Origin of the sequence: Gordonia hirsuta DSM 44140 = NBRC 16056 (assembly GCF_000333015.1) — a bacterium.
In the GTDB taxonomy this organism is placed as follows: Bacteria; Actinomycetota; Actinomycetes; order Mycobacteriales; family Mycobacteriaceae; genus Gordonia; species Gordonia hirsuta.
This window is the reverse complement of sequence record NZ_BANT01000036.1, coordinates 30,230-46,091: the sequence shown is the minus strand read 5'-3', so window position 1 is coordinate 46,091 and position 15,862 is coordinate 30,230. Positions and strand designations below refer to the sequence as shown.

Here is a 15,862-nt window from a genome sequence, read left to right as displayed (position 1 = left end):
CACCCGACCGTCACAGAACCGGACGATCGGTGACACCTGTGCACATCCGGGGCGGTCGTGCGTGACGGTTGTGCTCGGCCAAGAACCCTCCCGGCTCACCCCGGACCCACCGGACCGGCCGCAGTGCGATGATGGAGCCATGTATCTGGCGACGATCCGTACCGGGAACACCACGCACGCCGTCAAACGCGTCGAATCTGATTCCACCACCGACCTGCTCGATCTGGGCTACCCCGACCTCGGCGCACTGCTGGCCGACCCGCAGGGTCTTGCCAAAGCCGCCGCGGCCACCGACGGCACCCGGTACGCCCTCGACACCGCCGACTTCGCCCCGCCGGTGCTCGATCCGGCCAAGGTGATCTGCGTGGCGCACAACTACGGCGAGCACCACCGGGTCCTCGGGGTGAGCGTGCCCGAGGCACCGCGACTGTCGACCAAGTTCTCCTCCGCGCTGATCGGCGCGAACGATCCGCTGATCCTGCCCCGCGACGCCCACAAGATGCAGGCCAATGTGGAACTGGGCATCATCATCGGTTCGGCCGTCGGCCGCGGAAGCGACGACGCCGCCCAGGCGATCGCCGGCTTCACGGTGATCAACGACGTCGCCGACCGTGATCTGGGCTTCGAGTTCGACGCCTGGGGCACCGCCCAGATCTGGGACCGCAGCACCCCCACCGGCCCGTGGCTGGTGACCCCCGACGAGCTGACCGGCGGCACCGCCCCGCAGCTGACGCTCACCGCGACCGTCGACGGCACGCAGGTGCAGTCCGGGCAGACCGCCGATCTGCACTTCGATCCGGTGCACGTAGTCCGCCACGTCGCCCGGTTCGCCGATCTGCAGCCCGGTGATGTGATCGCCACCGGCACCCCGCCGCACACCGGCGATCCGGTGTACCTGGCCGCCGGCCAGACTGTCGTCACCGAGATCACCGGCCTGGGGGTCTGCCGCAGCACGGTGCGGGTCTGATCCGATGACCCCGGCAGAGACCACCGACCAGGTCACCTACGAGGTCCGCGACGACGTCGCGCACGTGCGACTGAACCGGCCGGCCAAACACAATGCGCTGACCCTGGACATGATCGACCAGCTCGCCCGGCTGGCCGATCGCGCCGCCAAAGACCGCTCCCTGCGCGCGGTGGTGATCGCCGGCGAGGGCGACTCCTTCTGCTCCGGACTGGACTTCGCCTCCACCGCCGATCAGCGCGGACGCATCATGCGCGCCCTGGTGCCCAAGCGGCGCACGGCGGCCAACAACTTCCAGGCCGCCGGCTGGGCCTGGCGCAACGTCCCGGTCCCGGTGATCGCGGTGATCTCCGGGCACTGCTACGGCGGCGGCCTGCAGATCGCCCTGGGCGCAGACTTCCGGTTCGCCACCCCCGACGCCGACCTGTCGATCATGGAGGCCCGCTGGGGGCTGATCCCGGACATGTCGCTGTCGGCGAGTATCGCCCAGCTGACCACGATCGACGTCGCCAAGCGGCTGACCATGACCGGTGAGACCTTCGACGCCTCCACCGCGCTGGAGTACGGCCTGATCAGCGGCGTGCACGACGACCCGTTCGCCGCCGCCGAGGAGCTCATCGCCGCGGTCCGCGAACGCTCCCCCGATGCGGTGGCCGCCGCCAAGTCGCTGTTCGAGCAGACCTGGTACAACGGCTCGCGGCTCTCGTTCCCCGTGGAGCAGGCCCTGCAGGTGCGGTTGCTGACCGGCCGCAACCACACCATCGCCCGCAAGGCGGGGCTGGCCAAGAAGCCGCCGTCGTTCACCGACCGCCAGTTCTAGCCGGCGCTGAACGGAAAAGACGGAGCCCCCGCCGTGGCCACCACCGGACGCATCGCCGTGACCGCGGGGGCGGATCGGCTGTTCCCCGAGTCGTGGCGGCGCCGCGACGACGTGGATCCGGTCGGCCCGCTGTGGCGCGGGGCGCAGATCTTCCGGCTGGTGTCCTTTCTCTATGCGCTCGGTTTCCAGATCGCGGTCAACCCCGATCTGATGCGCCCGGCGCTGGCATGGATGCTGTTCGCGGTCCTGACCGTAGTCAACGCGGTCCTGGCGACCGGCTATCTACTCGGTTTCGGGCGGCGCTGGTGGTGGGTCGTCGTGGAGCTGACGGTGTTCGTCGCGGCGATGCTGTCCACCTCGGCGGTGGCCTCGGAGTCGTGGATCGAGTCGAATCAGACCTGGCCCACCACGCTGTGGTGCGCCAATGCCGTCCTGTCGGCGGCCCTGCTGGCCGGTGCCTGGACCGGTGCGGGCGCCGGCGCGGTGATCGGGCTGACGAACTTCTTCGTCAAGGGCCAGATCTTCATCAACGTCGGCCGCAATGCGACCTTCCTGCTGCTGATGCTGGCCGGGCTGGCTGTGGGGCTGTCGGCCACCCGCACCCGGCTGACCCACCGGAAGCTGAGCGCCGCCGTCGCGGCCGCCGCACAGGCCCGCGAACGCGAGCGGCTGGCCCGCCAGGTGCACGACGGCGTCTTGCAGACACTGGCCCTGATCGCCCGGCGCGGCCGCGAGATCGGCGGGCCCACCGGCGAACTCGCCGAGCTGGCCGCCACCGGTGAACAGCGGTTGCGCCGGCTGATCGCCGAGAACGACGTCCCCGCCGCCCAGCCAGGTACGCGCGGCGAACGGGTCGATGTGGCCGCGGCCCTGCGCGCGCTGACCGCGGCGGATGTCTCGGTCAGCACCCCGGCGACCCCGGTGCCCCTGGAGCCGGCGAGGGCGCAGGAGATCCTGGCGGCCGTCGCCAACATTCTGGACAACACCCGGCGCCATGCCGGCCCCGGCGCCGTCAGCTTTCTGCTGCTGGAAGACCTCGACGGGCAGCTGGTCCTGAGCGTGCGCGACGACGGCGCCGGCATCGCGCCCGGCCGGCTCGCCCAGGCCGCCGCCGAGGGGCGGCTGGGGATCAGCGGTTCGATCATCGGCCGGATCGAGGCGCTCGGCGGCACGGTGGCACTGGAGTCCGCCCCCGGTGCGGGCACAGAATGGGAGTTGACCGTCCCGACCGAAGGAGCGCCCCGATGACCGGCACCCCCGCGATCCGCGTGATGGTGGTCGACGACCACCCGATGTGGCGCGACGGTGTGGCGCGCGATCTCACCGAGGAGGGGTTCGACGTCGTCGCCACCGCCGACGGGGTGGCGCGGGCCGCCCAGATCGCCAAGGCGGTGCAACCGCAGGTGGTGCTGATGGACATGCAACTGCCCGACGGCACCGGCGCACAGGCCACCGCCGGAGTGCTCGCGGTGTCTCCGGAGTCCCGGATCCTGGTGCTCTCGGCGTCGGAGGAACGCGAGGACGTCCTGGAGGCGGTCAAGGCCGGGGCGACCGGCTACCTGGTCAAGAGTGCTCGGCGCGCCGAACTGGTCGACGCGGTGACCGCGACTGCGGCCGGCAAAGCGGTCTTCACCCCGGGACTGGCCGGTCTGGTCCTGGGCGAGTATCGCCGGATCGCGCGGGAACCCGACGACGAGACCCCGGTGCTGACCGACCGGGAGACCGAGGTGCTGCGGTATGTGGCCAAGGGGCTGAGCTCCAAACAGATCGCCGCCCGCCTGCAGCTAAGTCCCCGCACCGTGGAGAACCACGTCGGCGCGACGCTGCGCAAACTGCACCTGCGCAACCGCGTCGAGCTGGCCCGCTACGCGATCGACCGCGGGCTCTCCTGATCCGCGCACCCGGTGGGGCCGGGTCATTCTGCGTATCTAGGTAGTTCTGCGCATCCGCCACGCCGCGCCGCCGCCGAAGCTGGAAGACATGAACACCACACCCGATCCGGTCATCGCCGTCGCGCGGATCAGCGACCGACTGGAAGAGCTCACCGCGCACCTGCACGAAGTTTCCGACGACGTCGCCGACCTGGCCGGCATGCTCGCAACCCCGACCACCGCGACCACCGTGACCCCGTCCACCGCGACCCCGGACCTCGCCGGATCGCAGCCGACGACTCCGCCGCTGGCTCCCCCGACGGTCACCCCGCCCCCGTCCCCCTGGCAGCACATGCCACCCCAGCCGTTCCCCCAGAACCGACCGTTCCCCCAGACCCCGCCGTTCGCCTCGCCCCCGCAGTTCACACAGACCCCGCAGCCCGGTCAAGCCCCACAGTTCGTTCAAGCCCCGCCGTCGAGCCAACCGCTGTTGCATTACGCGACTACACCGCGCCCGCCGAGGTCACCGCGTCCGCGGCGCCCACTCACCGGTGAGGGCGGTGCCCTGGGCAAGATCCTGGCGTTCGCCGGTGTCGCGATCACCCTGATCGGCGTCGTTCTGCTGCTGATTCTGGCCGCCCAGGCCGGTCTCCTGCGCCCGGAGATCCGGGTGGGCGGCGGTGTCGCTCTGGCCGCGGCGCTGGCGGCGGCCGGTCTGCGGGCCGGACGTGATCGGCAACGACGCACCGTCGCAGCCGCGGTCTTCGCCACCGGCGTGGTGACGGCACTGTTCTGCGTGCTGGCCGCGGCCAACATCTACCACTGGCTCCCGGTGATCGCCGCCCTGATACTCACCGGAATCCTCGCCGCAGGCGGTTTCGCCGTCGCGGGCCGTTGGGACAATCAGGCCCTCGGGGTGACCGTCGGTCTGGGTCTGATCGCACTGTCACCGGTGCTGACCGGTGGGATCACGCTGACCCTGATCGTGTTCATGCTCGTCTACGCCGCGGCGACCCTGGCGGTGCAGCTCGGCCGGGACTGGCCGGTCCTGTTCCTGGTCAACACCGTGGCCACCGTTCTGCCGCTGGCCGCGCTGGCCGCCACCCGGCTGCCCGACGGCCAGGTCGCAGCGTATGCGACCGCGCTGTCCGCGGCCTTCGTGCTGGCCGCCGGCTCGTCGCTGGCGCTGCTGCGCACCAGTTCGCAGCCGGTCCAGCTCGCGCTGACCGGGCTGATCCCGCTACTGGCCCTCTTCGCCGCCGCCGCCGTGCTGAGCGCGACCGTGAGCACGGCGCTGCTGAGCGGAGCCGCCGTGGTCCTGCTGGCGCTCACCGTCGCCGGACCGGTCCTCGCCGGTGCCGGCAGCGACGTCCGCACCATCTGGCTCACCGGTGCGATCATCGCCGGGCTGGCCGCCGTCGCGGCCACCGGCGACGGTCAGTTGCTCACCATCAGCGTCTTGGGCACCGCCCTGGCGCTGGGGGTGGGCGCCCACTACGTCACCTCGATGGCGACGGCGCTGCGTATCCTCGGCCTGATCGCCCTGGCCACCGGACTGCTGGCGCTGGTGGAGCCGGCCTCGATCCAGCTGCTGGCCGCCGACGGTCTGGACGGTTCGTCCCGGATCCGCCTGATGGTCGCCGCCCTGATCGCACTGGCCGCCGTGGCAGTGCTGACCGCGGTGTGGTTCCCCCACACCGACACCGACTCCACCCGGCTCGTCGTCATCGCCGGAGTGGCCGGACTGGTTCTGGTCAACGTCTTCTGCGTCAGCGCCGCCACGGCCGTGACCGGCGGCAGCCTCGACGGATTCCGCGCCGGGCACCTGTGCGCGACCCTGATCTTCGTCGCCGCCGGCGCCGCCGCACTGTTGTGGGCCCGCACTCTGGCCGGCGCGGCCCGCACCGCGGTGCTCTCGGCTGGGCTGCTGGTGATCGGGGCGGCCGTGGCGAAGCTGTTCCTGTTCGACCTGGCCGCCCTGGCCGGACTGTTCCGGGTGATCGCCTTCATCGTGGTCGGACTGGTGCTGCTGGGTCTGGGCGTGGCATACGCACACCGCCTGGACACCCGCGACGAGGCGCCGGGCATGGATCCGAGTGCCGCGGACCCGAGTGGCGCGGACCCCGCATGCAAGACGCAGCCGCAGGGCTGACGACCCGGCCGGATCCGCTTCCGGCGCCTTCCAGCGCGGCCCTCCCGAGAGTGATCTCGGGAGGGCCGCAGTGCTGTGACGGGAGGGCGAGCATTGCAGCCGGTCCCTCTTGCCAAGCCTCTTCGAGCCATCTAAATTAGCTATCGTTAACTTAATATTATGACAGCGCTCCAGACTCCGACGAATTCGCCGAAGCCCCGAGCGCGCCGCTCGACCGGCGCCACCGACCCCACCAACCAGAAGGGCGACCCCATGACCGACTCCGCCTCCACCGACCTCCCGCTCATCGAATCCGACGACGATCGGCAGATCCGCGAGGCCGTCCGCCGGATCTGCGCCTCCTTCGGCGACGACTACGCCCGGCGCTGCCACGACGAAGACCGGCCGCCGACGGAGCTGTGGCAGGCCCTCGGCGACGCCGGATTCATCGGCCTCAACCTCGCCGAAGAATGGGGCGGCGGCGGAATGGGCATGCGCGGCCTGACGCTCGTGGCCGAAGAAACCGCGGCGGCCGGAACCGCCTTGGTGATGCTCGTCGTCTCCTCCGCCATCACCGGATCGGTCATCAGCGCGCACGGCACCCCCGAGCAGAAGCAGCGCTGGCTGCCCGGGATCGCCGACGGCAGCTCGACCATCGCCTTCGCCATCACCGAATCCGATGCCGGCAGCAACTCCCACAATCTGCGCACCAGCTTGCAGCGGGACGGCGACGGCTACCGCCTCTCCGGCCAGAAGGTCTTCATCTCCGGTGTGGAGTCCGCCGAGTCGGTGCTGGTCGTCGCGCGCTTCCGCGAGGAGGACGGCGAACTCGGCGTTCCGTGCCTGTGCATCGTCGACGTCGACGCACCGGGATTCACCCGCACGCCGATCCCCATGCCGTTCATCGGCGCCGACAAGCAATGGCAACTGTTCTTCGACAACGTCGAGATCTCCGCCGACCGGCTGATCGGCGGCGAACGCGGCGGTCTGCGGGCGGTGTTCGACGGCCTCAACCCCGAGCGGATCATCATCGCCGGGATCGAGAACGGCATCGCCCGGCGCGCCCTGGACAAAGCCGCCGCCTACGCGCGCGAACGCACCGTGTGGAAGACCCCGATCGGCGCCCACCAGGCGGTCGCCCACCGCCTGGCCAAGGCCCGCATCGAACTCGAGCTGTCCCGGCTGATGACGAGCAAGGCGGCCGTCCTGTGCGATGCCGGCGCGCCCGGTGTCGGCGAAGCCTCCAACATCGCCAAGTACTCGTCGGCCGAAGCCGCGATTCACAGCGTCGACGCCTCGATCCAGACGCACGGCGGCAACGGCTTCGCCCTCGAATACGGAATCTCGGACATGTGGTGGATGGCCCGGCTCATGCGCACCGCACCCGTCAGCGCCGATATGGTCCTGAACTTCGTTTCCGAGCACATGCTCGGACTGCCGAAGTCGTACTGACCGCCGATCGACTGAAAGCACCCGATCACTCATGCCTGAACTCCTCGACCTCCTCTCCTCGTCTCTGCACCGGGGCAGCACCGTCTTCGTGACCGGCGGTGGCAGCGGAATCAATCTCGGTATCGCCGAGACCTTCGCCCGGACCGGCGCCAAGGTCGCGATCTGCGGACGCACCGAAGACAAACTCGTCGCCGCCACCGCCCGGCTGCGCGACCTCGGTGCGGACGCGCTGTACGCGGTCGCCGACGTCCGCGATCACGACGCCCTGACCGCCGCGCTGGCCCTCACCGAATCGAGATTCGGGCCCGTCTCGGCGGTCATCGCCGGGGCAGCCGGCAACTTCAACGCCCCCGCCGAGAAGATCAGCGCCAACGGTTTCAAGACGGTGATCGACATCGATCTGCTCGGCAGCTTCAACACCGCGCACGCCGCCTTCGCGCAACTCGCCGAGACCTCCGGCTCGATCCTGTTCGTGTCGGCCGGTCAGGCGTACTGCCCGACGCCGAACCAGGCTCATGCCGGTGCGGCGAAAGCGGGCATCGAGAATCTCATGAAGAACCTGGCCCTGGAGTGGGGGCAGTACGGAATCCGCGTGAACACGGTGGTTCCCGGACCCATCGCCGGAACCGAGGGCGTCGAGCGTCTCTCCGCGGAAGTGGGGGCCGAGCAATGGCGCCAAGCGGTGCCCCTGGGCCGCTTCGGCACCACCGCCGACATCGGTGTGATGGCCGCGATCCTGGCGTCCCCGCTGGGCGGCTACGTCACCGGCAGTCAGATCGTGGTCGACGGCGGCTTCGGTCTGGCCGGCTTCGGCATGCTGCGCCGCGACTGGATGAGTCTCGAATCCGAAGGAGCACGTTCATGACCCTCCCCCGCCCCCGATCCACCCGTCCACTGTCTGCTTCCCCCGAGGTCATCCGCATCGGAAACTTCTCCGGGTTCTACGGAGAGCGGCACAGCGCACTGCAAGAAATGCTCGACGGCGGCGATGTCGACGTCCTGACCGGTGATTACCTCGCCGAGCTGACCATGCTGATCCTGGCCCGCGACCGCGCCAAGGACCCCGCTCTCGGTTACGCCAAGACCTTCCTCGCCCAGATGCGCCAGTCCCTGGCCGCCGCGTATGCGAAGAACGTGCAGATCGTGGTGAACGCGGGCGGCATGAACCCCGCGGGTCTGGCCGCCCGACTCCGCGACCTGGCAGCCGAACTCGACGTACCCGCCCGGATCGCTCATATCGAAGGTGACGATCTCACCGACCGCGCCGCCGAACTCGGGCTCGGCCAGCCGCTGGCGGCCAACGCCTACCTGGGCGCCTGGGGCATCGCCGAGTGCCTGCGCGCCGGCGCCGACGTCGTCGTGACGGGCCGGATCACCGATGCGTCCCTGGTCGTCGGCCCGGCAGCCGCTCACTTCGGGTGGGGCCGCGAGGATTTCGACGCGCTCGCCGGGGCGATGGTCGCCGGTCATGTCATCGAATGCAGCACGCAGGCCACGGGCGGGAACTTCTCCGCGTTCACCGAGATCGCGGATCTGTCCAGGCCCGGCTTCCCCATCGCCGAGGTGTCCGCCGACGGATCCTGCGTGATCACCAAACACGCGGGCACCGGCGGTGCGGTGACCGTCGACACCGTGACCGCCCAGCTCCTCTACGAGATCCAGACCGCCCGGTACGCCGGACCCGATGCGACCGCCCGCTTCGACACCATCGCGGTGACCGACGACGGCCCCGATCGGGTCCGGCTGTCCGGGATCGGCGGTGAGGCGCCGCCGCCGCAGCTGAAGGTCTCGCTCACCCGCCTCGGCGGTTTCCGCAACGAGATGGCGTTCATGCTCGTCGGCCGGCACATCGAGGAGAAGGCGGCGTTGACCCGGCGGCAGCTGGAGCAGTGGTTGCCCGTCCGGCCCGCGCAACTCGAATGGGACCTCGCGCGCACCGACACCCCCGACGCCGACACCGAGGAGCGGGCGGCGGCGACCCTGCGGTGCGTCGTCCGCGATACCGATCCGAAGAAGGTGGGCCGCCTGTTCTCGGGCACCGCGGTGGAGCTGGCGCTGGCCGGCTACCCCGGGTTCTTCCTGTCGAGTCCGCCCAGGGAGGCGTCGCCGTACGGGGTGTTCACCGCCGGTTATGTCGATGCGGCCCTGCCTGAGCACACCGCGGTCCTGCACGACGGCACCCGGGTGGCCGTCCCGCCGACCCCGACCACCCGGGCTCTCGCCGACGTCACCGCACCCCCGATTCCCGCCGCCACCGCGCCGGGGCCGTCCCGGCACATCGAGCTGGGTGAGATCGCGCTGGCCCGGTCCGGCGATAAGGGGCCGCACGCGAATATCGGCGTGTGGGTTCGCACCGACGACCAGTGGACCTGGCTGGTCAACGCGATGACGGTCGAGCGGATCCGCGAACTTCTGCCCGAGACGGCCGATCTGCCGATCCAGCGCGCGGTGCTGCCGAACCTGCGCGCCCTCAATTTCGTGATCGAGGGCCTGCTCGGTGAGGGGGTCGCCTACAACGCGCGCTTCGACCCGCAGGCCAAGGGGCTGGCCGAGTGGCTGCTCGCCCGCCGGGTCGACGTCCCGGCGGCGCTGCTCAGCGACTGACCAGCAGCCGCCGGGTGGCTTCGACCAGACGCTCGTAATCCTCGGCGCGATTCATACTCATCGAGGAGACCATCAACCCGCTCATGACGGCGACGAGGGAACGCGACAGATCGCGGCGGCCCTCGTCTCCGTTGAGTCGTTCCGCCGGTGCCAGGGCCGCCAACCGGTCGGCGAACTGGCGCAGCTCCCGCAGCATCGGTCGGAGCCGGGGGCCCAGTTCTTCGTTGCGTTCGGCTTCGACCAGGACGGTGACCACCATCGCCGCCAGCGACGGGTCCATCGCATAGAGACCCGCGAATTCGCGCAGCGCGGCACTGACCGCCTCGTCGAAGTCGGTGATTCCGTCGATCGCCTCGTTCAGGCGCGTGATGCCCAGCCCGTACACGTCTTCGGCCACGGCGACGAACAGCCCTGCCTTGTTGCCGAAGCGCTGGTACAGCACGGGGACGCTCACACCTGCGCGCGGGCCGATCTCCGACACCGAGGTGCCGGCATATCCCTGGGCGGCGAACAGCTCCCGCGACACCTTGATCAGATCCGCCCGGGTGTCCAGACCCTCGGACGCTTTGGGGCGCCCGGGCGCCCGCCCGGGCTTGGCCGTGTTCCCCGACGGTCGACTCACGGTGTTCTCCACTCTCTGCCTTGAGGATCTGCGGTGCCGGCTGCCTCAGGGACCGAGTGCGGCATGGCACCACAGATCAGCGTGCCTCAGCCTATTGCATCCGCGTCGGCGGCCGAGTGTGCGTCAGCCCGCCGAACCGGTGAACTCCGGTGGGCGCCGGCTGAACTGCGCGTCGATGCCTTCTCGAGCATCGGCGCTGCGACACAACCGGGACAGGGTTGCGGCCTCGTCGTCGAGCCGCTCGGGGAGGGAGGCGCCGCTGTCGCGGAGCATCCGTTTGGATTCGGCGAGCGCCTGCGCCGGACCGCGGGCAAGACCACTCGCCAGCGTCTGCGCGGTCTCGGCGAGGTCGCCGTCGGCCACCACCCGGGAGACCAGTCCGACTCGCTGTGCCTCGGCGGCGTCGATGACGCGGTTCGTCAGCACCATGTCGCGCGCCAGACCGCGCCCGACGATCGGCGCCAGCGTCGCCGAGACCCCGCAGTCCGGTGCCAGTCCGATCCGGGTGAAGCCGGAGATGAAGCGGGCGGATGCCCCGGCCACCACGACATCGGCGGCACAGACCAGTCCCAGGCCGCCGCCGACGGCGAAGCCCTGCACGGCCGCGACCACGGGGACCGGCAGTTCGACGAGCATCTGCACCGCCGCATTCAGCCGGGTGACCAGGCGGTCGGCCAGGGCCGCCGCCGCAGCCGGTTCGACCAGCAGGTCTGCGACCTGGCCGCCGGCGCAGAAGTGTGGTCCGTCCCCGCGCAGCAGCACCGCCCGCACACCCGAGTCCGGATCGGCGCAGGCAGAGACCGCCTCGAGCAGTGCCGCGGCCAGCGCCTCGTCGATGGCATTGGATTTGTCGCCGCGCGCCAGCGTGATCACGCCCAGACCGTCGGAGATCGTCAGCTGCACCGGCGGCCCCTGCGCCGCGGCACTCATCCGGCCCGCCACATCGGCGCCGTGCCCTCGATGAACGCCCGCAGTCCGGACCTGGCCTCCTCGCCCCGCATCGCTTCGGCGAACAGTCCGGCGGCGTGATCGCGGACCGCTTCTTCGGGGATGTCCGGAAGTTCGGCCAGGAACCTCTTCACCGCGGCATTCGCCTGCGGCGCACACGCCAGCACCTGCCCGACCTGGGACTGCACCGCCTCGCCGAGCGCACCGTCGTCGACGATCTGATCGACCAGGCCGATCCGGAACGCCTCGTCGGCACCGATGCGGGCCGCGGTCACCGACAGGCGCCGGGTGTGATGGGTACCCACCCGGGCGGCCACGATCGGCGTGATCTGCGCCGGGAGCAGTCCAAGGCGGGTCTCCGACATCGAGAAACGTGCGCTGCGGGTGGCCACGGTGATGTCGGCCGCGGCCGCCAGCCCGAAACCACCGCCGACGGCCGCACCGTCGACCGCGGCGATGACCACACACGGCAACGCGGCGAGCCCGGCGAACAGCTCACCCCCGGCCCGGTTGATCTGTGCGGCCTCGGCCAGCCGCTCCGGCTGCGAACCGGATGCCCGGTCGTCCTGGAACATGGCTTTGAACTCCTTGAGATCGCCGCCGGCACAGAAGGTGCCGCCGGCGCCGCGGAGCACGAACACCCGGATCCGGCCGGCCGCTCGGCGCGCCGTCTCGATTGCCTCGGCGATCCCGCCGACCACCTCCTGCGAGAGGGCATTGCGCTGGTCGGGACGGTTGATGGTCACCGTCAGCACACCGCCGGCCTCCTCGACCAGGACGGCGCTCATGCCGCCTCACCGAGCGGTTCGTACACATCCGCGCCGGGCTGTGCGGCATAGAGATCGTCGATGTCGGCGGCGTATTCGGCGTGCACGACATTGCGCTTGAGCTTTCCGGTCGGGGTCACCAGCGGTGTGCCGGGCTCCCAGACGGCGGGCATGATCTTGAACCGCTTGATCTGCTCGACGCGGGACAGCCGGGCGTTGCCGTCGGCCACGGCGCGGCGCACCAGGTCGACGACGACCGGATCGGTGTTGAGCTCATCGACCGCGGTGGTGATGCCGAGCTCCTCTGCCACCGAGGGTTCCACGGTGATCAGGGCGACGTTGTACGGGCGGTTATCGCCGTAGGCGATCATCGGGCCGATCAGCCGGGACGCATCGCGCACGGCGCCCTCGATGTTGGCCGGCGACATGTTCTTGCCGCCGGAGTTGATGATGAGCTCCTTCTTCTTGTCGATGATCGTGTAGTAGCCCTCGTCGTCGACGGTGAAGATGTCACCGGTGCGCAGCCAGCCCTCGGCGTCGAAGGCCTCGGCCGTCTTCTCCGGCGCATTGCGGTAGCCGACCATCAAAAAGTCCGAGCGCACGAGCAGCTCGCCGTCGTCGGCCAGCTTCATCTCGTACCCGCGCATCGCGGTGCCGACGGTGCCCGGCTTGGCCTCGCCGATCGGCGCGGCCGTGGCGATACCGATCTCCGACATGCCCCACAGATCGGTGGTCGGTACGCCGATCTTGTTGAAGAAACCGAGGATCTCGCGGTTCAGCGTCGCCGACCCCGACAGCGCCCACCGCAGCTGGTCGAAGCCCAGCTTGGCCCGGACCGCCGCCAGCACAGTCTCGTCTCCGGAGTCGAAGGCGGCCGCCATCGCCGGATCGGCGCGCAACGCCGCCTCCACCGCCAGCTTCAGTTTCTCCCACACCCGGGGAACGGCGGCGAAGGTGGTCGGGTGCACCTCGGCCAGCGCCGCGCCGAGCTGCGCGACATCGGGACACATGGTGATCTCGGCACCGTAGAGCGAATGCGTGTAGTAGAGAACTCCGCGGTCGGCCAGGTGCGCGGTCGGCAGGTACGAGATGGCGCGGTCGTCGGTGCCGACCGGGAACCGGGCGGTGATCGACTTGGCCATCTCCACGAAGTTGCGATGGGTGTGTTCGACGCCCTTGGGCTGACCGGTGGTACCGGAGGTGTAGATCAGGCAGAGCAGGTCCTCGGGCTGTACCGCACGCCAGGTCGACGCGAAGTCGAAGTCCGGCTCGGGGGCCAACCGGTCGACGTCGCCGTCCTCGAGCACCAGAATCGTCAGGTCGACCCCGGCTGCCCGCACGTTGTCGGCGAACTGCTCCTCCACGACCACCACTTTGGCCCCGGAGTCCGAGAGCATGAAGGCGATCTGTTCCGGCGAGCTCGTGTTGTAGATCGAGAAGGTCGTCACGCCCAGGTGGTTGGCGCCCATCTCGACCAGGGCGTGCTCGGATCGGTTGGCGAGCATCGTCGCGAGCGTGTCTCCGCGGCGCAGGCCCAGCGCCGCCAGACCGCCGCAGATCCGTGCGACCTGCTCACCGTATTCGCGCCAGGTCAGGCCCTCGGCGCCGACATCGCGCAGGGCGGAGTCGTCGGGGCGTTCGGCGACGTGTTGCTGGAAGCCTTCGGGGATCGTGGTTGCTGCGGTCATGGCGCATCGCCTTCCGGTGAATCGTCGATCACGACGAGGATGTGGTCGGTCTCGATCTGCTGTCCTGCCGCAACGTTGACGGCCGAGACCACACCGTCCTGCGGAGCAGCAACGGTGTGCTGCATCTTCATCGCCTCGAGCACCACGACGGGGTCGCCGGCGGTGACCGTGTCGCCCTGCGTGACGAGCACCGCGGTGACCATCGCCGGCATCGGGGCGATCAGCGAACCCGCCGCGCGTTCCAGCTGCGGGTCGCGAAAGCGTGGTACCGAGCCGAGCACCACGCTGCCGAACGGCGAGTCGACGTCGACGCGGTCGCCGGTGAAGGCCACCTGGAACCGGTAGCGCGCTCCGTCGATCACCAGGTCCACCGCATCGACGGCGACGGCGGCCACCTCGGGGCTCGCCGGGCCGTCCGCACCGGCCAGACCGGCGACGAAGCCCTCTCCGGTGTGCTGGTATTCGACGCCCACCACCTCGCCGGCGGAGGTGGTGAACTCGGTTCGCTGCGGCATGGCCGGCACGTTCCGCCAGGCCGGGGGCATCATCGCCGCGACGGTCGCGTGGGCGCGGTATTCCATCCCCCGGGCCAGCGCCGCCGCGATGGCCGAGTAGCCGACCGCTGCGGGGCCGGCCAGCGGCTCGAAGACTCCGGCGGCCGAGTCGCGGTCGAAGAACCCGGTGTCGATGTCCCCGGACAGGAACTCGGGGTGGCGCAGCACCTGCACCAGCAGGTCCCGGTTGGTCACCGGCCCGTGCAGCCGGCTTGCGGCCAGCGCCCCGGCCAGCAACCGGGCGGCCTCGGCGCGGGTGGGCGCCCAGGCGATCACCTTGGCGAGCATGGCGTCGTAGTGCACGCTCACCGCGTCCCCGGCACCGAACCCGCCGTCGACCCGCAGCCCCGGCGAGTCCGGGATCGCGAACTCGGTGTCGCCGCGGCCCACCTCGAACCGGTGGATGGGCCCGTTGGTGGGCAGCCAATCGCTTGACGGATCCTCGGCCACCAGCCGGGCCTCGATCGCGTGGCCGTGGAAGACGGGGATCTCGGTCGTGGGCAGTTCGGCTCCTTCGGCGATGCGCAGCTGCCAGGCGACCAGGTCCACTCCGGTGACGCATTCGGTGACCGGGTGCTCCACCTGCAGTCGCGTGTTCATCTCCAGGAAGAAGAAGTCGCCGCGGTCATCGGCGAGGAACTCGACGGTGCCGGCGCCGACGTAGTCGACGGCGTGGGCCGCCAGCACCGCCGCCTCGCACAGGCGCTGGCGCATCGGGGTGTCGACCATCGGCGACGGCGCCTCTTCGAGCACCTTCTGGTGGCGGCGCTGGATGGAGCACTCCCGCTCCCCCAGCGGCCAGACGTTTCCGTGCCGATCGGCGAGGATCTGCACCTCGATGTGGCGGCCGGTGGCGATGTACTGCTCGCAGAACACGGCGGGATCACCGAACGCCGAGGCCGCCTCCGCGCTGGCGGCGGCGACCGCCTCGGGGAGTTCGGCGAGTGTGTGGACGATCCGCATACCTCGTCCGCCGCCGCCGGCCGAGGCCTTCACCAGCACCGGCAGCTGCTCCTCGGTGATCGTTTCGGGGTCGAGTTCGCCGAGGACGGGCACCCCGGCCTGGTCCATCAGCCGCTTGGACTCCACTTTCGACCCCATCAGCTCGATGGCCTCGGGCGGCGGTCCGATCCAGGTCAGCCCCGCGTCGAGCACCTGCCGGGCGAAGGCGGCGTTCTCCGACAGGAAGCCGTAGCCGGGGTGGACCGCGTCGGCGCCCACCCGCCCGGCGGCCTCGATGATCAGGTCCCCGCGCAGATAGGTCTCGGCCGGCGCCGCTCCGGGAAGTTCGACGACGACATCGGCTTCGCGGGCATGCGGGGCGCAGCGGTCGGCGGTCGACGCCACGGCCACGGTGCCGATCCCGCTGCGGCGGCATGTGTGGAACACGCGGCGAGCGATCTCTCCGCGGTTGGCCACGAGAACACGGTTGATCATGCGG

At 70.4% G+C, this 15,862-nt stretch carries 13 protein-coding genes; 8 read left to right on the top strand and 5 right to left on the bottom strand.

Features of this window, described 5'->3' with window-relative positions:
• Window positions 1-139 precede the first annotated feature (139 nt).
• From GOHSU_RS12350 to GOHSU_RS12315, 8 genes are all read left to right on the top strand, one after another.
• The gene (locus GOHSU_RS12350) at window positions 140-967 is read left to right on the top strand and encodes a fumarylacetoacetate hydrolase family protein (RefSeq protein ID WP_005942165.1); all 828 of its coding nucleotides are present in this window, start codon (window positions 140-142) and stop codon (window positions 965-967) included.
• Between the two features lie 4 nt (window positions 968-971).
• Window positions 972-1,784 carry a crotonase/enoyl-CoA hydratase family protein gene (locus GOHSU_RS12345; protein WP_005942163.1) on the top strand — a complete coding sequence of 271 codons (813 nt, stop codon included), beginning with the start codon at window positions 972-974 and terminating at the stop codon, window positions 1,782-1,784.
• Window positions 1,785-1,817: 33 nt separating this feature from the next.
• Window positions 1,818-3,032 (top strand): MacS family sensor histidine kinase, encoded by a 1,215-nt coding sequence (macS, locus tag GOHSU_RS12340; RefSeq protein ID WP_005942162.1) that lies wholly within the window; start codon window positions 1,818-1,820, stop codon window positions 3,030-3,032.
• A complete protein-coding gene (locus tag GOHSU_RS12335; protein WP_005942161.1) occupies window positions 3,029-3,676 on the top strand; it encodes a response regulator in 648 nt (215 codons plus the stop codon). Before macS ends, GOHSU_RS12335 begins: the two co-directional genes overlap by 4 nt.
• Before the next feature lie 88 nt (window positions 3,677-3,764).
• Window positions 3,765-5,807 carry a DUF2339 domain-containing protein gene (locus tag GOHSU_RS12330; RefSeq protein WP_005942160.1) on the top strand — a complete coding sequence of 681 codons (2,043 nt, stop codon included), beginning with the start codon at window positions 3,765-3,767 and terminating at the stop codon, window positions 5,805-5,807.
• A 252-nt stretch (window positions 5,808-6,059) separates the two neighbouring features.
• Window positions 6,060-7,238 (top strand): acyl-CoA dehydrogenase family protein, encoded by a 1,179-nt coding sequence (locus tag GOHSU_RS12325; protein WP_005942159.1) that lies wholly within the window; start codon window positions 6,060-6,062, stop codon window positions 7,236-7,238.
• Between the two features lie 31 nt (window positions 7,239-7,269).
• Window positions 7,270-8,103 (top strand): SDR family oxidoreductase, encoded by an 834-nt coding sequence (locus GOHSU_RS12320; RefSeq protein ID WP_005942158.1) that lies wholly within the window; start codon window positions 7,270-7,272, stop codon window positions 8,101-8,103.
• A complete protein-coding gene (locus GOHSU_RS12315) occupies window positions 8,100-9,842 on the top strand; it encodes an acyclic terpene utilization AtuA family protein (protein WP_005942157.1) in 1,743 nt (580 codons plus the stop codon). The genes GOHSU_RS12320 and GOHSU_RS12315 overlap by 4 nt, the downstream gene beginning before the upstream one ends.
• Here GOHSU_RS12315 and GOHSU_RS12310 read toward each other — a convergent pair.
• The 5 genes from GOHSU_RS12310 to GOHSU_RS12290 all read right to left on the bottom strand — a co-directional run bounded on the left by GOHSU_RS12310 (window position 9,832) and on the right by GOHSU_RS12290 (window position 15,858).
• On the bottom strand, window positions 9,832-10,464 hold the full coding sequence (locus GOHSU_RS12310; protein ID WP_162138715.1) for a TetR/AcrR family transcriptional regulator: 633 nt from the start codon (window positions 10,462-10,464) through the stop codon (window positions 9,832-9,834). The two genes, GOHSU_RS12315 and GOHSU_RS12310, sit on opposite strands and share 11 nt — an antisense overlap.
• 123 nt (window positions 10,465-10,587) lie before the next feature.
• Window positions 10,588-11,394, bottom strand: coding sequence for an enoyl-CoA hydratase/isomerase family protein (locus GOHSU_RS12305; protein WP_005942155.1), 807 nt, complete (start codon window positions 11,392-11,394; stop codon window positions 10,588-10,590).
• Entirely contained in the window at window positions 11,391-12,200 is an 810-nt protein-coding gene (locus GOHSU_RS12300) for an enoyl-CoA hydratase/isomerase family protein (RefSeq protein WP_005942154.1), read from the bottom strand. Before GOHSU_RS12300 ends, GOHSU_RS12305 begins: the two co-directional genes overlap by 4 nt.
• Complete coding sequence (locus GOHSU_RS12295) at window positions 12,197-13,867, bottom strand: AMP-binding protein (protein ID WP_005942148.1); 1,671 nt, start codon at window positions 13,865-13,867, stop codon at window positions 12,197-12,199. The genes GOHSU_RS12300 and GOHSU_RS12295 overlap by 4 nt, the downstream gene beginning before the upstream one ends.
• The gene (locus tag GOHSU_RS12290) at window positions 13,864-15,858 is read right to left on the bottom strand and encodes an acetyl/propionyl/methylcrotonyl-CoA carboxylase subunit alpha (RefSeq protein WP_005942146.1); all 1,995 of its coding nucleotides are present in this window, start codon (window positions 15,856-15,858) and stop codon (window positions 13,864-13,866) included. Before GOHSU_RS12290 ends, GOHSU_RS12295 begins: the two co-directional genes overlap by 4 nt.
• Between the last annotated feature and the right edge of the window lie 4 nt (window positions 15,859-15,862).